Origin of the sequence: Thioalkalivibrio sp. AKL19 (assembly GCF_000420165.1) — a bacterium.
Taxonomy (GTDB): domain Bacteria; phylum Pseudomonadota; class Gammaproteobacteria; order Ectothiorhodospirales; family Ectothiorhodospiraceae; genus Thioalkalivibrio.
Window position 1 is genome coordinate 96,194 of sequence record NZ_ATUK01000011.1, and the last position, 18,388, is coordinate 114,581.

Here is an 18,388-nt window from a genome sequence, read left to right on the forward strand (position 1 = left end):
GTGTGGATCGACTACGATTTTGCCGAAGCCGCCTGACCAGGGGAACCCCCAATGGCGTTCGCGGGGTTTCACACCCTACCACCCGGCCGTATTGCGGTTGCTTGCGTTCGGGGTGGCGCTGGCGAGAATGACGGCCTTTCCGCGACAGGGGATCCCGATGGCGTTCGATGTCACCATTCAGCCCAGTGGCCATGTGCTCGAGGTGGAGGACGACGAGACCGTGCTCGAGGCGGCCCTGCGCCAGGGCTTCGCCTTTCCCTATGGCTGCCGCAACGGTGCCTGCGGCTCCTGCAAGGGGCGAGTGCTGCAGGGCGAGGTCGACCATGGGCCAAGCAAGCCGCCGGGCATTACCGAGGCCGAACTGGCCGACGGACTCGCCCTGTTCTGCCAGGCGGTCCCGGTGGATGATCTGGAGATCGAGGTGCGCGAGATCGGCGCCGCCCGGGACATCGTGGTCAAGACCCTGCCCTGCCGGGTGGCGGCGTTGAACGGCCTCGCCGACGACGTGATGGAGCTGCGCCTGCAGCTCCCGGCGACCGAACGGCTCCAGTTCCTTGCCGGGCAGTACCTGGACATCCTGCTCAAGGGAGGCGAGCGCCGCAGCTATTCGCTCGCCAACGCCCCGCACGACGATGCCCAGCTGGTCCTGCACGTGCGGCACATGCCGGGAGGGCGCTTCTCCACCATGGCGTTCGAGGAGCTCAAGCCCAAGGCGCTCCTGCGCATCGAGGGACCGCTCGGCAGCTTTTTCGTCGACGAGGACTCGCCGCGACCGCGCCTGTTCGTCGGCGGCGGGACCGGGTTCGGCCCGCTGAAGGGGATGCTGGATCACCTCGCCGCCGAGGGGCTGGACCGTCCGCATCATTTGTTCTGGGGCGCGCGGGGCGCGGACGGCATCTATGCTCCGGACTGGCTGCAGCACATGACCGCCGAGCATGGCGGGCATTTCCGTTTCACGCCGGTCCTGTCCGAAACACCGGCCGACACCGCCGCCGGCTTTGCCGCGGTCAGCGGATGGCCGCACGACGCGGTACTGGCGCAGTACCCGGACCTGTCCGGCTTTGATGTCTACATGGCCGGGCCACCGGCAATGATCCATGCCGCGCGCGAGGCCTTCCGCGCCGCGGGCCTGCCACCCGAGCAGCTTTACTACGACAGCTTCGAACCCGCCGCTCCGGCCGAGTAATCCCCTCGGCACCCGCAGGGCCCGTTCACCACGAAGCGCACGAAGACACGAAGAAATTCAAGGACCCTTAACAGGAAGACGGGAAGGCAGGAAGGTTTTGGGGGTGATCAGGGAGTCCCCCGACGGCGGTGCTCGAAAGGCGTTGATCTTTTGGTCAGCGGCCAAGCACTAGAACCTTCCGATCTTCCCGTCTTCCTGTTCAGGCTTTTCGCCCTTGAATTGGTTCGTGCGCTTCGTGGTGGCTGATCAGGCGCGGTCCGCGCGCAGTTGCTCTGCCAGGCGGTGGACGGCGGTCAGCATGGCGGCGTCGGTGGGGTCCTCTGCGGTCTCGACGGCGGCTTTGAAGCCCAGTTCCTGCGCGATCTCCGCGATGCGCTCGCTGCCGACGACCAGCGGGGTCTTGCGCAGCCACATGCGCCCCAGCTTGCCGACCATCTCGTACAGGTTGCGCAGGCCCTCGCCACTGGTGATGGTGATGATGTCGATCTGCCCGCGCGAGAACGAATACATCAGCTCGCCGGTATCGCCCTCGGGGCGCCCGCGACGGTAGGCCTCGGCAAAGGTCACCTCGGCGCCGCGTTCCTTCAGGGTGTCGCCCAGCAATTCGCGGCCGCCGTCGCCGCGAAAGATCACCACCCGCTTGCCGGCCACGTCCTGCATCGCCTCCTGCGCCAGCAGCGCCTCGCTGTCGAAGCGCCGTGGCGGAAGGATGTCCGCCGGCCGGCCGAAACCCTTCAGCTCCTGTGCGGTGCGGTTGCCGATGGCGGCGATCCGGGTGGTCGCCGGCCAGTCGCGTTCCGCGAGGGCCAGGTTGAGCACGCGTTGCACCGCGTTCGGGCTGATGAACACCGCGATGTCGAAGTCCTCCAGGCGGTCCAGGACCTCGCGCAGGTTGGTGGGGTCACTGGGGGCCAGGATCTCCAGCACCGGAAAACGGATCACGGTCGCGGCCGCGGCTTCCAGGGCGTTGCAGAACGGCTCCGCCTGGGCGGCCGGGCGAGTGACCAGGATGCCCAGGCCGGCCAGGGGCCCCTCGGCCTCGGCAGTGGCGTTTTCGTCGGCGTTTGCGGTCATGCGTCTACCCCTTCGTGTCCTGGCCGTGTTCGCGATGGGCGGCGGCGAGCAGCTCGCCCGCGCCGAGCTCCAGCAGCATGTCTGCCAGCCGGATACCCAGGGCCTCGGCTTCGCCGCGCGGGCCCTTGACCTGACGGCGGAGTAGTTGGCTGCCGTCCACCGCGCCGACCAGCCCGTCCAGTTGCAGGCGGTCGCCGTCCAGGGTCGCGTGGGCGGCCAGCGGCACCTGGCAGCCGCCTTCCAGGCGCCGGTTGAAGGCTCGTTCGGCGCGGACACGGTCGGCGGTATCCGCATCATTGAGCGGTGCGATCAGGTCCCCGATCGCGCGGTCGCCGGCGCGGCATTCGATCGCGATGGCACCCTGGCCGACCGCCGGCAGGCTGACGTCCGGTTCCAGGCAGGTGCGGATGCGATCGTGAAACCCGAGGCGCTTGAGTCCGGCCGCGGCCAGCAGGATGGCGTCGTATTCGCCGGCGTCCAGCTTGCCGAGCCGGGTGTTCACGTTGCCGCGCAGGTCGCGGACCTCGAGATCCGGTCGCCGCGCGCGCAGCTGGCACTGCCGGCGCAGGCTGGAGGACCCGACCCGGGCGCCTTGCGGAAGCTCGTCGACATGGGCATAGCGGTTGGACACGAACGCATCCAGGGGATCCTCGCGATCCAGGATCACCGGCAGCTCCAGCTGCTCGGGAAGCTCCATCGGTACGTCCTTCACCGAGTGCACCGCGATGTCGGCGCGATCCTCGAGCAGGGCGATCTCCAGCTCCTTCACGAACAGCCCCTTGCCGCCGATGCGTGCCAGCGGGGAGTCCAGCACGCGGTCGCCCTGGGTGGTCATGCCGACCAGTTCGACCGGGCGCTCCGGTTCGCGGGCGCGCAGGCGCGCGGCGACATGTTCCGCCTGCCACATGGCAAGCGGGCTCTTTCGGGTAGCAATGCGTACAGGCTTCATGCGTCGTCCGGGCGAGCCTCGGCGCGAGCGGCCGGGCGTTCAAAACCGTCTAGTATAACGGCGATCGCCCCAGGCCCCGAATCCCGCGCGTTTCAGGTGCCGTTGCGCAGGTACTCGCGCACCCGCGGGAGCTGGCGGCGGCTGATCGGCATGGGGTCCAGATCGTCGTGGAACAGCAGGCGGTTGTCGGTGGGGCCAAGGTTTTCGATGCCCTTGATCGAGGCCTTCACCGCCAGGCAGCCGCGGTGCACCCGCAACAGGGCCGGACCGTAGAGGTCTTCGAGGTCGCGCAGCCGGGCGTCCACGAAACCGGCCAGGCGCGCCGAGCGCGCCATCACGTAGCCACCCTCGGCAATGAAGATGTCCACCCGCTCCAGGGGGACGCGCTCCTCGCGCCGGCCCACCGTGATGTGCACCTCGCGGGGGAAGGGGTCGCCCGCGCCCTGCTTCTGCTGCACGGCGCGCTGCAACGCCTGTTCCAGGCGCTCGCGCCGGACCGGCTTCAGCACATAGTCACGCACGCCGGCCTCGAACGCCTCCAGGGGAAAGCGGTCGTGGGCGGTCACCAGGATTACGGTCAGGGCGGGCTTCTCCGCGTGCAGGCGCCGCGCGAGCTCCAGCCCGCTCTCTCCGGGCATGTCGATGTCCAGCAGCAGGGCATCGGGCGAATGGTCCTGCAGGCGGGTCTCGACATCGCCGGCGTGGGCCGCCTCGGCCACGACCCGATGGCCCAGTTCGCGTGCCAGTGCCGACAGGCGCTGGCGGGCCACAGGTTCGTCATCGGCAATCAGCAGTTCCAGTTGGCCGGATTTCATGGGGCTCCCTCCCGGATCGCAAGCGGCAGCCGGATGCGCACCTCGTACTGTGCCTGGCGCTCTTCGGTCTCGAAGTGTACCTGCCCGCCGAAGGCATGCTGCAACCGCAGGCGGACGGCCTCGGTCGCGGTGCCGGTCCCCTCGCCGCGCGCCTCCGGATCCACGGTATTGCCGATGGTCACCGTGACGCGCCCCGAATCCATGCGGCAGCGCACCCACACGCGCCCGGCACCGCGAGCGGGTGCAATCCCGTGCTGGATCGCGTTCTCGGCGAGAGGCTGCAGGATCAGTGTCGGCACCCGGAGATCGAGGCCCGGGTGGTCCGGGCAGTCCCAGTCCAGCGCCAGACGCTCGCCGAACCGGGTCTGTTCGATCCCGAGAAAGGCCCGGACCAGGTCCAGTTCCTCGCGCAGCGTGTGGCGGTCTCCGGTGGCGAATGTGGCGCGGAACAGGTCCGCCAGATCCAGGGTGATCTGTTCCGCGCGCACCGGGTCGCTGCGGCAAAGCCCGGCGATGGTGTTCATGCTGTTGTAGAGGAAATGTGGCCGCAGGCGGGCGCGCATGGCCTGCTCCCGGGCCGCCGCCACGGCCCGGGTTTCGCGTTGCCAGGCCGCCTGCAGGTAGAGGTAGTGCATCGCCACCAGGCTGAGAATGATGGCCACCCCGATTACCGGCCAGCGCAGCGCCGGGTCGGCCAGGACCAGTTCCTCCGCCAGGCGATAGACGATGGCCGTGTTGGCAATGGGTACCAGGGGCGGCAGCACGATCTGTGCGATCAGTGGCAACCGATGCAGCGGCCGTTTCAGGGCGCAGAGGATCAGGAGGCTGGTCAGGGCCACCCAGAAGATGAACAGCGCGTGCAGTGCCAGCGCCGACAGCCAGTCCTGGCCACCGCCGCGCAGCAGGGCAATCGCCAGCGCCAGCAGCACGGCCACCATCAGCACGCGCAGCAGTGTCTCGGCGCTGCAGAAGTCCGGCAGCGGCGAGAGTTCCCCGTTGGTGTCCCTGGCGGTTCCCCCCTGGGCCATGCGTCACTTGCTCCCCGGTTCCCGGGCGTCATCGCGGGCGCGTGGCCGCACCATGTTCACCCCCCTTTTGTGCCCGTATACTTCCGTGTCTTTCCAAGCCGCTCCAGGATGCACCATGACGCAGGATTCCCCGCACGACAAGCCAGCCGCCACGCCCGCCGCCCCTGGCGAGGCCAAGCTGTGGGGCGGACGCTTTTCCGAGCCGACCGATGCCTTCGTCGAGCGCTTCACCGCGTCGGTGGATTTCGACCGCCGCCTGTACCGCGAGGACATCCAGGGCTCGCAGGCGCATGCGCGCATGCTGGCAAAGGTCGAGGTACTGACGCAGGCCGAGGCCGGGGAGATCCTCGCAGGGCTGGATGCGATTCGCGAGGAGATCGCCGCCGGCGAGTTCGACTGGCAGGTCGGGCGCGAAGACGTGCACATGAACATCGAGGCGCGCCTGATCGAGCGCATAGGCGACGTCGGCAAGAAACTGCATACCGGGCGTTCGCGCAACGACCAGATCGCGACCGACATCCGTCTTTGGCTGCGCGCCAGCATCGACGACATCCTGCGTCTGATCCGGGGGTACCAGGATGGCCTGGTGACCCTGGCCGAGCGCGAGGCGGAGACCGTGATGCCCGGCTTTACCCACCTGCAGACCGCGCAGCCGGTCACCTTTGGCCACCACATGCTGGCCTGGTACGAGATGCTGGAGCGCGATGCCGAGCGCCTGCGCGATGCGCGGCGCCGGGTGAATATCCTGCCACTGGGTTCGGCCGCCCTGGCGGGAACACCGTATCCGCTGGACCGCGAATACACCGCCGAACTGCTCGGATTCGACGGCGTTACCCGCAATTCCCTGGACGCGGTCTCCGATCGCGACTTCGCCATCGAATTCACCGCGGCCGCCGCGACCCTGATGATGCACCTGTCGCGCCAGGCCGAGGAGCTGGTGCTATGGACCAGCGCCCAGTTCGCCTTCATCGAGCTGCCGGATCGCTATTGCACCGGTTCCTCGATCATGCCGCAGAAGAAGAACCCGGACGTGCCCGAGCTGGTGCGGGGCAAGACCGGCCGGGTCTATGGCCACCTGATGTCGCTGCTGACCCTGATGAAGAGCCAGCCGCTCGCCTACAACAAGGACAATCAGGAAGACAAGGAACCGCTGTTCGACACCGTCGACACCCTGCTGGGCTCGCTGCGCGCCTTCGGTGACATGGTGCCGAACCTGGAGGTCCGCCGGGAGAACACCCTGGCGGCAACCCGCAAGGGCTTCGCCACCGCCACGGATCTGGCGGACTACCTGGTCGGGCGGGGCGTGGCCTTCCGCGATGCCCACGAGGTCGTCGGCCGTGCGGTGCGCATTGCGCAGGAACGTGGCGTGGATCTGGCGGATCTGCCGCTGGCGGACCTGCAGGCGATCAGCCCGGCGGTGGGCGAGGACGTCTTCGCGGTGCTGACGCCCGAGGGCTCGACCGCCGCGCGCAACCTCACCGGGGGCACCGCCCCGCAGCAGGTGCGCCGTCAGGCAGCGGCTGCGCGCGAACATCTGGCCGCACTCGCCCGCGCCGACCGCTGAGTGCCGGCCGTGCGGCGTTTGCCGCACGGGCCCTGCCTCAGATCCGGTCCAGCGTGGACTCCAGCACTTCCCAGTGCACGTTGCCGTGCACGACCTCGTAGGCCAGCAGCAGCTGGCCGTGGGCGGAGTCACCCTCGAAGTTCGCCAGCACCCACTGGTGGTTCAGCACGTGGATGCCGTCGCGGCGGAATTCGAAGCGTTCGCCCTCCGGTGCCTGGTGGGGGATCAGCCCGGTCTGCTGCATCAGGTCATCGGCCAGGCGCTCGTTGGGGCGCACCATGCCGCGGCGCTGCAGGTCCTGGATGTGGGCGTTGGTCAGGCCCAGGTCCACCGGGCGCGGCACCTCGTGCCGGGTGTACTGCTGCAACTGCATCTGCGCCTGCAGCAGGTCGCGGTTGGCCTCCGAAAGATCCTGTTCGAGACCATTGCCGCGGGCGATGTAGATCGCCAGCACGACCACGAAAAACAGCATGAAGCCGAGCCAGACCAGGCGTTCGCTGGTCTTCAGGTTCTGCGGCTTGGGGTTGTCTTGTTCGGACACGGGGCTTGCCTCCGGAATGCAGGGTGCCGTTTGCCGTGGGGCATCCGGCCGGAAAATGAACGCGCGACCGCCGTGGGTTCCTGAACCCGGGTCGATGCGACGCGCATGATAACCGCTGACACCGCAACCTGCCGAGAATGCCCCATGTCGGTCCCCGACCCCGTCAACGCCGCCGCATCCGAGAGCCAACTGGAGTGGATTAACCACTTTGCCGGGCTGCCGGAGGCCTTTCACGAAACCCCGGCGCCGGCCCCGTTTCCGGATGCGACCTGCCTGGCGAGCAGCCCGGCCATGTGCGAGCGTCTGGGCCTGGAGGCCGCGGCCCTTGGCCGCGACCCGTGGCTCGGGGCCTGCACTCACGGTAGCGAGCTGGCGGGCGCCGAGCCTCGGGCCTCGGTGTACGCGGGGCATCAGTTCGGTGTCTTCGTCCCGCAGTTGGGTGATGGTCGTGCGAAGCTCCTGGGCGAGGTGCGCACGCCAACGGGCGAGACCTGGGAGTTGCAGGTCAAGGGCGCCGGTCCGACGCGCTTCTCGCGCGGTGCGGACGGTCGTGCGGTCATGCGTTCCTCGGTGCGCGAGTACCTGGTCTCGGAGGCGATGGCCGCGTTGGGCGTGCCGACTACCCGCGCGGTGGCGCTGTTCGGGTCCAGCCTGCCGGTGTACCGCGAGCGCGTCGAGCCGGCGGCCATCGTGCTGCGTGCCGCGCCCAGCTTCCTGCGCTTCGGCCATTTCGAATACTTCCACTACAACGGCTACAGCGCCCGCCTGCAGGAACTGATCGACTACGCCCTGGCGCATGACTACCCGGAACTCCAGGAGGCCGATGATCCCGTCGCCGCGATGCTGGAGGCGGTGATCGCCCGCACCGCGGAGATGGTCGCCGACTGGCAGGCCATCGGGTTCTGTCACGGCGTAATGAACACCGACAACATGAGCCTGGCCGGGCTGACCATCGACTACGGTCCGTTCGCGTTCATGGATGCCTTCGACCCCGGCTACATCTGCAACCACACCGACCAGGGCGGGCGCTATGCCTTCGACCAGCAGCCGCAGATCGCGCAGTGGAACCTGATCCGCCTGGCCGAGACCCTGGTGATCCATTTCGCCGACGCCACCCGCGAGGCGGCGATCGAGCGCGCCAAGGCGCTGCTTCAGGGGTTCCAGCCGCAGTACCGGCAGGCCTGGCTGGCGCGTATGCGCGCGAAGCTCGGGCTGCAGGTGGAGCAGGAGGACGACGAGGCGTTGATCCAGGATCTGCTCGCGCGCATGGCGGCCGAGGGCGTGGATTACACCCGATTCTTCCGCCAGCTGCCGGATCTGGAGCAGGCGGAGATCCGGGCGCAACTGGAATCGGAACTGGAGGATGGGGCCGCATGGCAGGCCTGGTGGTCGCGCTATCAGGCGCGGCTGGCGGAGGAGGGGCTGCCCCCTGAAGAGCGGCGCGCGGCGATGAATGCCGTCAATCCCAAGTACATCCTGCGCAACCACCTGGCTCAGGCCGCCATCGAGCAGGCCGAGGCGGGGGACCCGTCCGAGGTGCTGCGCCTGCAGCAGATCCTGGCGCGTCCGTTCGATGAACAGCCGGAATACGAGGCCTATGCGAACCTGCCGCCGGCGTGGGCGAGCGGGATCCAGCTGAGCTGCTCGTCCTGAGGAGCGGTATCAACTAGCGGCTCCCCGAGGAAGCCGGCTGCGCGGTGGCAGGCGGAGTTCCGGGCTGGAAGGCCCGGATACCGGGATTGGCTTACCCGAGGATGCTGCGCAGGATATAGAAGTAGACCACCGCGAGGATCGCCCCGGCCGGCAGGGTCACGATCCAGGACAGGAAGATCATCCGCACCAGGCCCAGATTGATCGCGGCAATCCCGCGCGCCAGGCCCACGCCGAGGATGGCGCCGACCAGGGTGTGCGTGGTGGAGATCGGCAGCCCGGTGCCGGAGGCCAGGACCACGGTGGCCGCCGCCGCGGCGGTGGCGGCATAGCCACGGCTGGGGGTGAGCTGGGTGATGCCGGTGCCCACGGTCGCGATCACCTTGTGGCCGTAGGTGAACAGGCCGAACACGATCCCGAAACCACCCAGCAGCAGCACCCACATGGGCACGACGGTCTCGGTGCTCACGTCGCCGGTCTGGATCACGTCCACGACCGCGGCCAGCGGGCCGACAGCATTGGCGACGTCGTTGGAGCCCAGGGCAAAGGCCATCGCGCACCCGGTGACCACCATCTGGACGCCGAACACCTTCTCGACGTTGGCGAAATGGGAGCCTTCCTCGCCCACGCCCGTGGGGTCGTCAAAGCGCAGGCGCCGGATCGCCATCATGCCGAACACGACCACGATGGCGCTGATCAGGATCGCGAAGCCATAGGCCTGCACGGGCGTCAGGTCCAGGCCAACGTGGGTCAGACCCTTGAACATCGTCACCAGCGCCGTGACGAAGGCCGTGAGGAAGATATAGAGCGGGGCCCAGCGCTTGGCGTTCTTCAGGGGATCGACGGTGTCCAGGATCAGCAACTGAACCGAACGGAACAATGCGAACGCGATCATCCCGCCGACCATCGGCGACACCACCCAGGACATCGCGATGGTGCCGACTCGTTCCCAGCGAACTACCTCGAAGCCGAGGCCGACCACGGCAAAGCCGATGATGGCGCCAATGATGGAGTGCGTGGTGGATACCGGCCAGCCGAAATAGGAGGCGAGCATCAGCCATGTCCCGGCGGCCGCCAGGGCCGCCAGCATCCCGTAGACCAGTAACTCGGGATTGTCGGCCATCAGACTGGAGTCGACCATCCCGCTGCGGATGGTCTGGGTGACTTCGCCCCCCGCCAGCCAGGCCCCGGAGAACACGAAGATCGCGGCCACGAACACCGCCTGCCGAATGGTCAGCGCGCGCGAACCCACCGAGGTGCCCATGGCGTTGGCGACATCGTTGGCGCCGATGCCCCAGGCCATGAACAGGCCGAAGATCACTGCAAGGCCGAGCAACAGGGTGCTGTATTCCATGCGGTCCTCGGTGCCTGTGCCTGGGTGCCGGTGGTTACTTGGCGAGCATCAGTTGCAGGCGGCTGCCCACACGCTGGGCCAGGTCCGCCAGCTCGCCGATCGAGTCGATCACGCGGTACATGAAGATCACGTTCACCGGCGGCAGCTCGGCCTCCTGGGCGAACAGAATCTCGCGGACCTCCCGCTGCGCCTCGTCGGACTCGTGCTCGATCTGGTCCAGTTCGGTAAGGATGCCGTTGACGACCTCGACCTCGTGGCCGCGGAAGCCCGCTTCCACCAGTTCGTCGAGTTCGTTGATCGCGCGGCCGGCCTGGTCGACTGCATCCACGCTACGGTCGAGGAAGCGTTTCAGCGGTTCACCCATGTTGTCGGGGAACTGCATCTGGCGGCCCAGCATCAGCCCGGCGATGTCTTTCGCCATGTTGGCGATGCGGTCCTGGATCAGCAGGGTGTCGAGCACGTCGCGACGCGACATCGCCAGCATCATGCCCTTGGGCAGGTGCAGGCGCAGGTCCTTCTTCAGGCGGTCGGCCTCGCGCTCCAGCTTCGAGATCTTGCGTTGCTGCTCGCGCGCGGTCTCCCAGTCGTCGCGGGCCATGGCCTCCATAAACGGGGGGAGCTCGGCGATGCAGGCACGCACCTTCTCCATGTGCGCCTGAAGGGGGCGCACCGGGGAACGGCCGAACAGCTCGAAGACGAAGTTCTTGGGGGACATGGCGGCGCGAAGGTTGTCACAAAGCGATAATCTAACGCAAAACACCGCCCTCCGCGCGGACTTGTTCGTGTCGGGACGTACGGTCTGCGCTACACTCCCGGATCAGAGCTGGGGGTGCCCGCCATGGATGCGGGCTGAGAGAGTCCCCTTGAACCTGAACCAGTTCACACTGGCGGAGGGAAGCTCGGTGCTCGTTCCAGTCCGCGCGCGCTCCGTTCGCAGTCTGTCCGGCCCGTTCCGCTCCCTCTGCCACCACGCCCGAGTTGCAGAGGTCATCGTATGAGCGCCATCCCCGAGTCCTTCGCCCGCAAGACCGCCCAGGTCTCCGCCGACGTCACGCGCCCGTTCCCCAGTTCCGAGAAGGTCTTCGTCCAGGGTTCGCGCCCGGACATCCGGGTGCCGTTTCGCCAGGTGGCGCAAAGCCCCACGCTGACCTCCGGCACCCCGGAGGAGAACCCGCCGATCCCGGTCTACGACACCTCCGGTCCGTACACCGACCCCGATGCGACCATCGACCTGCACCGGGGCCTGGCGGATCTGCGCGGCCCTTGGATCGACGAGCGCGCGGATACCGAATGGCTGGACGGCCCGAGCTCGGAATACGGCCGCGTCCGCGCCGCCGACCCGGAACTGGCCAGCCTGCGCTTCGAGCACATCCGCCTGCCGCGCCGGGCGAAGTCCGGCGCGAACGTCTCGCAGATGCACTACGCCCGCCAGGGGGTCATTACCCCGGAGATGGAGTTCGTCGCCATCCGCGAGAACAACCGCCTGCAGGAACTGCGCGCGGATCCGCGCTACAAGAAGCTGCTGCGCCAGCACGCCGGCGAGTCCTTCGGCGCGTCGATCCCCGAGGCGATCACACCCGAGTTCGTACGTGACGAGATCGCCCGCGGCCGCGCGATCATCCCGGCCAACATCAACCACCCGGAGCTGGAGCCGATGATCATCGGCCGCAACTTCCGCGTGAAGGTCAACACCAACATCGGCAACTCGGCGGTCTCCTCCTCGATCGAGGAGGAGGTCGAGAAGCTCGTATGGTCCGCGCGCTGGGGTGGCGACACCCTGATGGACCTGTCCACCGGCAAGAACATCCACGAGACCCGCGAGTGGATCCTGCGCAACTCGCCGGTGCCGATCGGCACCGTGCCGATCTACCAGGCGCTGGAAAAGGTCGACGGCAAGCCCGAGGACCTGACCTGGGAGCTGTTCCGCGACACCCTGATCGAGCAGGCCGAACAGGGCGTGGACTACTTCACCATCCATGCCGGTGTACGCCTGCAGTACGTGCCGCTGACCGCCGACCGGGTGACCGGCATCGTCTCGCGCGGTGGATCGATCATGGCCAAGTGGTGCCTGGCGCATCACGAGGAGAACTTCCTCTACACCCGCTTCGACGAGATCTGCGAGATCATGAAGGCGTTCGACGTCTCGTTCTCCCTCGGTGACGGGCTGCGCCCCGGCTGCCTGGCCGACGCCAACGACGCCGCGCAGTTCGGCGAGCTGGAGACCCTGGGCGAGCTGACGCAGAAGGCCTGGGCGCACGACGTCCAGGTGATGATCGAGGGCCCCGGCCACGTCCCGCTGCAGAAGGTGAAGGAGAACGTCGACAAGGAGCTGGAAGACTGCTTCGAGGCGCCGTTTTACACCCTTGGCCCGCTGGTGACCGATATCGCCCCGGCCTACGACCACATCACCTCCGGCATCGGTGCGGCCAACATCGGCTGGTACGGCACCGCGATGCTCTGCTACGTGACGCCCAAGGAGCATCTGGGCCTGCCCAACAAGCAGGACGTGCGCGACGGCATCATCACCTACAAGATCGCCGCCCACGCGGCCGATCTCGCCAAGGGCTTTCCCGGCGTGCAGCTGCAGGACAACGCGCTGTCCAAGGCGCGCTTCGAGTTCCGCTGGGAGGACCAGTTCAACCTGGCGCTGGACCCGGAACGCGCGCGCGAATTCCACGACGAGACCCTGCCCAAGGACGCGCACAAGGTCGCCCACTTCTGCTCCATGTGCGGCCCCAACTTCTGCTCCATGAAGATTACCCAGGACGTGCGCGACTACGCCGCGGCCCAGGGCGTCTCCGAAGACGAGGCCCTGAAGAAGGGGATGCAGGAGAAGGCGGTCGAGTTCGTCGAGAAGGGTGCGCGCCTCTACCGCGAGGTGTAGATCGACTGCGAGAGGCGCTAGCGCACCTCGATCCGGCTACGGCCGTTCTTCCTGGCGGCGTACAGGGCCTGGTCGGCGCGATTGAAGGTGTCGACCCGGTCCTCTCCGGGGTGGTATTCGGTGACACCGAAGCTGGCGGTCAGCCGCCCCACCGTCTCGAAGTCGAAGGCGGTGATTCGCGCCTGCAGCTCACGGGAGGCGACGAGCGCCTGTTCGCCGCGCGTCTGCGGTAGCAGCACGAAGAACTCCTCGCCCCCGATCCGACCGATGGCATCCACCTTGCGCAGGTTCTGGCGCAGCAGGCCGGCGAACTGGCGAAGCACCCCATCGCCGGTGCTGTGTCCCCAGGTGTCATTCACGGACTTGAAGTGATCGATGTCGATCAGGATGACAGTGAACGGTTCACCGTAGCGCTCGGCCCGTGCGCGTTCATCGTCGAACAGGCGCTCGATATGCGCACGGTTCCACAATGAGGTCAGTTCGTCGATCCGGGCGGCACGGGCCAGCTGCTGTTGTTGCAGGAAGGTGTGCTTGTGGGCCTTCTCGAGGATGAAGGCGCTCAAGCAGCCGAAGGAGAACGCGGCCAGGACCCACATCAGGTGCAGCTGCAGCAGACCCGCCTCCAGTGGCTGGCGGAAGGTGGCGGCGATTACCAGCGCGATGATGGCGGTTGCGGCAATCACGGCCTAGCGCAGGGCCAGTCCGGAGATCGCAAACGTCCACATGATGCTGAGATAGATCTCGGGGGCGAATATCAGAAACTGCGCCGAACCAACGTTCAGATGCAGGTTGGCGGCGTTCGCTACCACTGGGGCCAGGGTCAGCAGCACCCACATCATCGGCTGCAGGCGCCGATCGAAACTCATCAGCCCGACCGCCAGCAGCAACCCCGGCACCAGCAGGGCATGGGCCACAAGCCTCGAGGTGTGCAGGTCGGTGGCCACCGATTGCTCGAGGACGGCGTACAGAAAATACAGCAGGGCCGTCAGGAACGCGACGTAGCGGGCCTGCGGGATCCGCACCTGGCGATGCCAGGCCGCGAAGGCCCGTCGAACGTCTGCGTCTTCCTGGTGCAACGGGTTTCCCAGGACCCGCAGGCGCCTGATGATATCCAAACCCTGACTCCTATAACCGTTCAGGCCGCAGTGTGCGGATCCGGAGTGTCGCCGCCGCGGCCCCGCGAACGGGCCATGCGAAACGCTAATCGAAAGTGGCGCCCGCCGGGACTACTGCATGTGGCCGAAGCCGCCCATCAGGCCGGCGCCGATGCCGAAGAGCATGCCCAGCACCATCAGGATCAGGTAGATCAGCAACAGCACACCAAAGATGGTGAAGTAGATGCGCAGGCGGCCCAGCGCGTACTTGATCGCTTCCGGATCGCCGCTTTCGAAGGCACGCTGCGAGGCCCCGGCGGCCTGCATCAGCACCACGCCGGCCCAGATCGGAATCCAGGCAATGATGATCCCGATGATCGACAGCGCGGTCAGCACGCCGGAGATGATCATCATCACCCCGATCAACTGCATCCAGAATTTGCCGCGAATGAGTGGTTCGATCAGTCCGCGGAGGTCGGTCCCGCTGGTTGCATCCTGTTCCATGTTCAGACTCCTTGTCGTGATGGGGGGATGGTCGGAGCATAGCAGGCCCATTCATGCTGTGACGCATTCGTTGTTTTGGCGCGCACCGCCCGTGCATACTCGAACGGGTGCCAACCCGAAGAACAGGGCCACGCAAGGCTCGTGAAGCAGGGGGATGTATGAGCGATCAGGGACGACGCAGGGATGCCGGCCGCAGCGGGCCGCAGGGGACGATGCTGTTTCAGGGGCCCGCCGTGCCCGACGGAGAAGCGACCCAGGACACCGCGGGCGAGGAGACACCGCCCGGCGGCCACCCGGTGCTGGTGGGACTCTCCGAGCCCTTCGGCCAGCAGCGCCTGACGCTGAAGCCGGGCAAGCGCTCGGTGGGGCGCCAGGCCGACAACGACATCGTCCTGCAGGAAGGCAGCGTCTCCTCGCAGCACGCCTGGCTGGTCAACGACGGAGGCGAGTGCCGGGTCGTCAACCTGCTCTCCACCAACGGGACCTGGGTGAACGACGAGAAAGTCCACGAAGCGGTGCTGAAGGACGGCGACCATGTCCGGTTCGGGCGCGCCGAGTTCATCTTCCGCCGCCGCGATGACGGCTCCGAAGCCCGGTCCGGTGGCGGCCGGCGATCGCGGTGGCGCTGGCTGGGCATCGCGGTTGCGGTCCTGGTGCTGGCGGCCGTCGCGCGCATCCTGCTCGAGATGGCTTGAGGCTCAGGGTCGCCGGCGCATGCAGCGGATCGGTCGCTACGGGGTCGGCGAGGAGATCGGGCGCGGTGCGATGGCCGTCATCCATCGCGGCTACGACCCGGATATCCGGCGTCCGCTGGCGATCAAGTGCCTGCAGCCGGACTATGCCCGACGGCCCGAGTACCGCCGGCGCTTCCTGGCCGAAGCGCGCGCCGCCGGCACCCTGACCCACCCGGGCATCGTCACCATCTTCGATGTCGGCGAGTCGGATCAGCAGCCGTTCATCGCGATGGAGCTGCTGGATGGCATCACCCTTGCGGAGTTCGCGGAACAGTTCCGCCCGCTGCTGCTGCGCAATGTCCTGAAGGTGGCCATCCAGCTGGTGGAGGCCCTGGACTATGCCCACCGGCATGGTGTCGTGCACCGCGACATCAAGCCCGAGAACATCATCGTCACCAGCGCCACGGCGAATATCAAGGTGATGGACTTCGGCATCGCCCGCACCCTCAGCGACCCCGACTGGCGCACCGACGACGACTGGCTTGCCGAGGACGACGACGGCTATATCGCAGGATCGCCGCACTATATGGCGCCGGAGCAGATTCGTGGCCGCGATACCGACGCTCGTGCCGACCTCTATTCCGTGGGCGTGGTGCTGTACGAGCTCCTGACGGGGGGAACCCCGTTTCGCGGTCACGATGTCGAGACCCTGCTGACCCGGGTGGTCAAGGATCCGGTCCCCGCACCGCGGGTCATCGTGCGCGATTGTCCGCAGGAACTGATCGAGTTGGTGCTGCGCCTGTTGGCGAAGGAACCGGACGAGCGCTACCAGTCGGCCGGCGAGCTACTGGTGGACCTCGAGCGGATCGACGAGCAACGCGCCGAGCGCGAAAGGGCAGGTGCCGGGCGTCGGATTATCCCGCTGCGTCTGCGCTGGGCCGCGGTCATGGGGGCGCTGGTGGCGGTCACCCTGGTGGTCGGTGGCACGCTGGTACACCAGAAGCAGAATGCGGTGATGACCGATCTGGCGTTCGACTACGGGGCCACGCTGGCGCAGATCGTCTCGGTGGAGAGTGCCGAGGACTTGTTGCTGGAGGACACCATCGCGGTCCAGGGACGCCTGCGCGACATGCAGGCGAACCGGGAGATTGCCCTGCTGAGCGTCGTGGACCACCGCGGCGAGGTGGTGGCCAGCAGCGACCCGGAGGCCCTGGGCCAGCCCTACGAGCCGCCTTCCGAGGATCGCCTGCTTCAGCGTCGCGACGGCCAGGCCGTGTGGTCCATCACCGGGCGCGATGGCGCAGAGCTGTTCATGTTCGAGGCCCCGGTTCACTACCAGGATCATCATCTTGGGCAACTCCAGGTCGGGCTGTCCACGGGGTCCCTGCGCGCGGCGAACGAGGCCACCTTCATGGCCTTGCTGATGCTCACGCTGGTCACCCTCCTCGCGGTGCTCCTGGGGGCCTACGTGCTTGCCCGGCGTCTTCAGGCGCCGCTGGACCGCCTGCGCGGGGCGCTGGACCAGATCGGTCAGGGGCGGCTCGATACCCGGATCCGTGCCCGTCGGCACGACGACTTCGAGCGGCTCTTCAGTGCCTACAACGCGATGGCCGACTCGCTGGAGGCGCGCATGAAGCGCCGGGTCGCCGGGACGCCCGAGGGCGGTGCAGCCGGGCCGGTCGCTGACGGCGACCGCACCCAGGAGCTCGCATCCGACGAGTTGCCGACTGAAGACGTTTCAAGACGTAACGCTACGGACTAATGCCGGCCGTTCTCGCGGTCTGGGGAAACACCGATTCATGTACACGTTCGCGTTGGCATCCCGGGTTCCCCGAGACCAGGCGCGTCGTGCAGTGGGTAGTGGTTCCACCCGCACGTCGTGATCCGAACCGGGCGCGCGCGGCGTTGCGGCTCCCCTGTGCAGAATGCAGCATGGCGGTCACCGCGCCTTGTTCGCACGCAAGAGCGACTCGAGCGCGAACGTGTACATGAATCAGTCTTTCCCCAGGGCATCCAGGCGACGCTGCAGTTCCAGGGCTCGCAGGCGATAGCCGCGCGCCGCCTCGAACCCGGGGTCGATCGCCAGGGCCTCGTCCCACAGCGCGATGGCCGTATCCAGGTCCTGATTGCGGTAATGGACGATGGCCTCGGCGTGCAGCGCCTCCTTGCGTTGCTGTTCCAGCTCGCCGTGGTGCTGGCGCGCCGGGGCATGTTGCGGATCGCGTGCGAGTACCTCGCCAAAGGCCTCCAGCGCGTCTTCGGGTTCCCCGGCTGAACGGGCCTCCTGGCCGCGCTGATACCAGTAGCCGATCTCCGCGTCGCGGGCCAGAGGCTCCAGCCAGCCGGTCCATTCGTCGCGTGCCTCGGGGTGCCGGCGGGCCCGTTCCACCACTTCCCGGGCCGACGCGTAGCGCTCCGCGGCCAGATCGGCCTCGAGCGCGCGCCGCAGGCCGTCCTCGCCATCCCCGGGAGCGGCATCCGGATCCAGCGCCATCAATTGATCATCCAGGTCGCTCTCGCCGTGTTGCAGCCCTGATGGATCCCGCGGGATGCGCAGTTGTTGTCCGGCAAGCAGCCGGTCCGGTCGCTCGATGTCGTTGTAGCGCGCGAGGATCACGAAGCGATTGGCGTCGCCCAGGTGTTCGCGCGCCAGCCGGGCCAGGGTCTCGCCCGGTTCTACCGTGTGCTGAAAGTAGTCGTCGCCGAGGCTGGCCCGCGGATCGTCGGAGAGCTGTTCGCGCAGGTTGCGGGCCGTGCGATGGTCCGGCTCGGCTGCGAGCAGCCGGTCCAGTTCCCGCCCTGCCCGGTCCATCTCGCCACGCTGCAATAGCTGCACGATCTCGGCAATCGCGAGGCGTTTCACCTTCGTTTCTCCCGCCGCCGGTTCGGGCGGGGTCTCTTCGGCCGGCACCGCTTCTTCATCGACCTCGGCCTCGGGGTCGAACAGGCCCTGCAGCTGCGCACAGCCGGACAGCGAAACGGCCAGTACGGCGAGCAGCACGAGGCGCGTAAGCGGGGTTTCGGATGGTTTCATGGCGAGGAGTTGGGGCAAGGCTCGGCGAGTTCCGGAG

At 67.6% G+C, this 18,388-nt stretch carries 15 protein-coding genes, 1 pseudogene and 1 riboswitch; of the genes and pseudogenes, 6 read left to right on the forward strand and 10 right to left on the reverse strand.

What is annotated here, in order from left to right:
* Positions 1 to 157: 157 nt before the first annotated feature.
* Positions 158 to 1,186, forward strand: a complete 1,029-nt coding sequence (locus tag F817_RS0105470) for a CDP-6-deoxy-delta-3,4-glucoseen reductase (RefSeq protein WP_024326701.1) — start codon at positions 158 to 160, stop codon at positions 1,184 to 1,186.
* 246 nt (positions 1,187 to 1,432) lie between these two features.
* Here the strand turns inward: F817_RS0105470 and F817_RS0105475 are convergent, their stop codons facing one another.
* The 4 genes from F817_RS0105475 to F817_RS0105490 all read right to left on the reverse strand — a co-directional run bounded on the left by F817_RS0105475 (position 1,433) and on the right by F817_RS0105490 (position 5,052).
* On the reverse strand, positions 1,433 to 2,260 hold the full coding sequence (locus F817_RS0105475) for a uroporphyrinogen-III synthase (protein WP_024326702.1): 828 nt from the start codon (positions 2,258 to 2,260) through the stop codon (positions 1,433 to 1,435).
* Between the two features lie 4 nt (positions 2,261 to 2,264).
* Positions 2,265 to 3,209: a hydroxymethylbilane synthase gene (hemC, locus tag F817_RS0105480; protein ID WP_081644462.1), complete on the reverse strand. Its 945-nt coding sequence runs from the start codon at positions 3,207 to 3,209 to the stop codon at positions 2,265 to 2,267.
* 92 nt (positions 3,210 to 3,301) lie between these two features.
* Positions 3,302 to 4,024, reverse strand: a complete 723-nt coding sequence (locus F817_RS0105485; RefSeq protein ID WP_024326704.1) for a LytTR family DNA-binding domain-containing protein — start codon at positions 4,022 to 4,024, stop codon at positions 3,302 to 3,304.
* Positions 4,021 to 5,052, reverse strand: coding sequence for a sensor histidine kinase (locus tag F817_RS0105490; protein WP_024326705.1), 1,032 nt, complete (start codon positions 5,050 to 5,052; stop codon positions 4,021 to 4,023). The genes F817_RS0105485 and F817_RS0105490 overlap by 4 nt, the downstream gene beginning before the upstream one ends.
* Before the next feature lie 115 nt (positions 5,053 to 5,167).
* Between F817_RS0105490 and argH the strand changes: the two genes are divergently transcribed.
* Positions 5,168 to 6,616, forward strand: a complete 1,449-nt coding sequence (argH, locus tag F817_RS0105495; RefSeq protein WP_024326706.1) for an argininosuccinate lyase — start codon at positions 5,168 to 5,170, stop codon at positions 6,614 to 6,616.
* A 37-nt stretch (positions 6,617 to 6,653) separates the two neighbouring features.
* On the opposite strand, the gene F817_RS0105500 is transcribed toward argH, so the two are convergent.
* Positions 6,654 to 7,157, reverse strand: a complete 504-nt coding sequence (locus tag F817_RS0105500) for a hypothetical protein (RefSeq protein WP_024326707.1) — start codon at positions 7,155 to 7,157, stop codon at positions 6,654 to 6,656.
* 144 nt (positions 7,158 to 7,301) lie between these two features.
* Between F817_RS0105500 and F817_RS0105505 the strand changes: the two genes are divergently transcribed.
* Entirely contained in the window at positions 7,302 to 8,810 is a 1,509-nt protein-coding gene (locus F817_RS0105505) for a YdiU family protein (RefSeq protein ID WP_024326708.1), read from the forward strand.
* Positions 8,811 to 8,901: 91 nt separating this feature from the next.
* Here F817_RS0105505 and F817_RS0105510 read toward each other — a convergent pair whose 3' ends face one another.
* Together F817_RS0105510 and F817_RS0105515 are read right to left on the reverse strand one after the other, a co-directional pair.
* Positions 8,902 to 10,161 (reverse strand): inorganic phosphate transporter, encoded by a 1,260-nt coding sequence (locus tag F817_RS0105510; RefSeq protein WP_024326709.1) that lies wholly within the window; start codon positions 10,159 to 10,161, stop codon positions 8,902 to 8,904.
* 34 nt (positions 10,162 to 10,195) lie between these two features.
* Positions 10,196 to 10,876, reverse strand: coding sequence for a TIGR00153 family protein (locus tag F817_RS0105515; protein WP_024326710.1), 681 nt, complete (start codon positions 10,874 to 10,876; stop codon positions 10,196 to 10,198).
* A gap of 100 nt (positions 10,877 to 10,976) precedes the next feature.
* Positions 10,977 to 11,074: riboswitch (TPP riboswitch) on the forward strand.
* An 81-nt stretch (positions 11,075 to 11,155) separates the two neighbouring features.
* Between F817_RS0105515 and thiC the strand changes: the two genes are divergently transcribed.
* Positions 11,156 to 13,045 (forward strand): phosphomethylpyrimidine synthase ThiC, encoded by a 1,890-nt coding sequence (gene thiC / locus F817_RS0105520; protein WP_024326711.1) that lies wholly within the window; start codon positions 11,156 to 11,158, stop codon positions 13,043 to 13,045.
* A 17-nt stretch (positions 13,046 to 13,062) separates the two neighbouring features.
* Here the strand turns inward: thiC and F817_RS13730 are convergent.
* Both F817_RS13730 and F817_RS0105530 read right to left on the reverse strand, forming a co-directional pair.
* Positions 13,063 to 14,160 (reverse strand): annotated as a pseudogene (locus F817_RS13730) (diguanylate cyclase).
* Positions 14,161 to 14,271: 111 nt separating this feature from the next.
* Positions 14,272 to 14,643 carry a DUF5362 family protein gene (locus tag F817_RS0105530; protein ID WP_024326712.1) on the reverse strand — a complete coding sequence of 124 codons (372 nt, stop codon included), beginning with the start codon at positions 14,641 to 14,643 and terminating at the stop codon, positions 14,272 to 14,274.
* Positions 14,644 to 14,855: 212 nt separating this feature from the next.
* Here F817_RS0105530 and F817_RS0105535 point away from each other — a divergent pair, with 212 nt between their 5' ends.
* Positions 14,856 to 15,338: an FHA domain-containing protein gene (locus F817_RS0105535; protein ID WP_024326713.1), complete on the forward strand. Its 483-nt coding sequence runs from the start codon at positions 14,856 to 14,858 to the stop codon at positions 15,336 to 15,338.
* Between the two features lie 19 nt (positions 15,339 to 15,357).
* The gene (locus F817_RS0105540) at positions 15,358 to 17,079 is read left to right on the forward strand and encodes a serine/threonine-protein kinase (RefSeq protein ID WP_024326714.1); all 1,722 of its coding nucleotides are present in this window, start codon (positions 15,358 to 15,360) and stop codon (positions 17,077 to 17,079) included.
* 231 nt (positions 17,080 to 17,310) lie between these two features.
* Here F817_RS0105540 and F817_RS0105545 read toward each other — a convergent pair whose 3' ends face one another.
* On the reverse strand, positions 17,311 to 18,351 hold the full coding sequence (locus tag F817_RS0105545) for a tetratricopeptide repeat protein (protein WP_024326715.1): 1,041 nt from the start codon (positions 18,349 to 18,351) through the stop codon (positions 17,311 to 17,313).
* Between the last annotated feature and the right edge of the window lie 37 nt (positions 18,352 to 18,388).

Coding starts and splice junctions, on each gene's coding strand:
- F817_RS0105470 (WP_024326701.1), top strand. CDS start 158: ATGGCGTTCGATGTCACCATTCAGCCCAGTGGCCATGTGCTCGAGGTG.
- F817_RS0105475 (WP_024326702.1), bottom strand. CDS start 2,260: ATGACCGCAAACGCCGACGAAAACGCCACTGCCGAGGCCGAGGGGCCC.
- hemC (WP_081644462.1), bottom strand. CDS start 3,209: ATGAAGCCTGTACGCATTGCTACCCGAAAGAGCCCGCTTGCCATGTGG.
- F817_RS0105485 (WP_024326704.1), bottom strand. CDS start 4,024: ATGAAATCCGGCCAACTGGAACTGCTGATTGCCGATGACGAACCTGTG.
- F817_RS0105490 (WP_024326705.1), bottom strand. CDS start 5,052: ATGGCCCAGGGGGGAACCGCCAGGGACACCAACGGGGAACTCTCGCCG.
- argH (WP_024326706.1), top strand. CDS start 5,168: ATGACGCAGGATTCCCCGCACGACAAGCCAGCCGCCACGCCCGCCGCC.
- F817_RS0105505 (WP_024326708.1), top strand. CDS start 7,302: ATGTCGGTCCCCGACCCCGTCAACGCCGCCGCATCCGAGAGCCAACTG.
- F817_RS0105510 (WP_024326709.1), bottom strand. CDS start 10,161: ATGGAATACAGCACCCTGTTGCTCGGCCTTGCAGTGATCTTCGGCCTG.
- F817_RS0105515 (WP_024326710.1), bottom strand. CDS start 10,876: ATGTCCCCCAAGAACTTCGTCTTCGAGCTGTTCGGCCGTTCCCCGGTG.
- thiC (WP_024326711.1), top strand. CDS start 11,156: ATGAGCGCCATCCCCGAGTCCTTCGCCCGCAAGACCGCCCAGGTCTCC.
- F817_RS0105530 (WP_024326712.1), bottom strand. CDS start 14,643: ATGGAACAGGATGCAACCAGCGGGACCGACCTCCGCGGACTGATCGAA.
- F817_RS0105535 (WP_024326713.1), top strand. CDS start 14,856: ATGCTGTTTCAGGGGCCCGCCGTGCCCGACGGAGAAGCGACCCAGGAC.
- F817_RS0105540 (WP_024326714.1), top strand. CDS start 15,358: ATGCAGCGGATCGGTCGCTACGGGGTCGGCGAGGAGATCGGGCGCGGT.
- F817_RS0105545 (WP_024326715.1), bottom strand. CDS start 18,351: ATGAAACCATCCGAAACCCCGCTTACGCGCCTCGTGCTGCTCGCCGTA.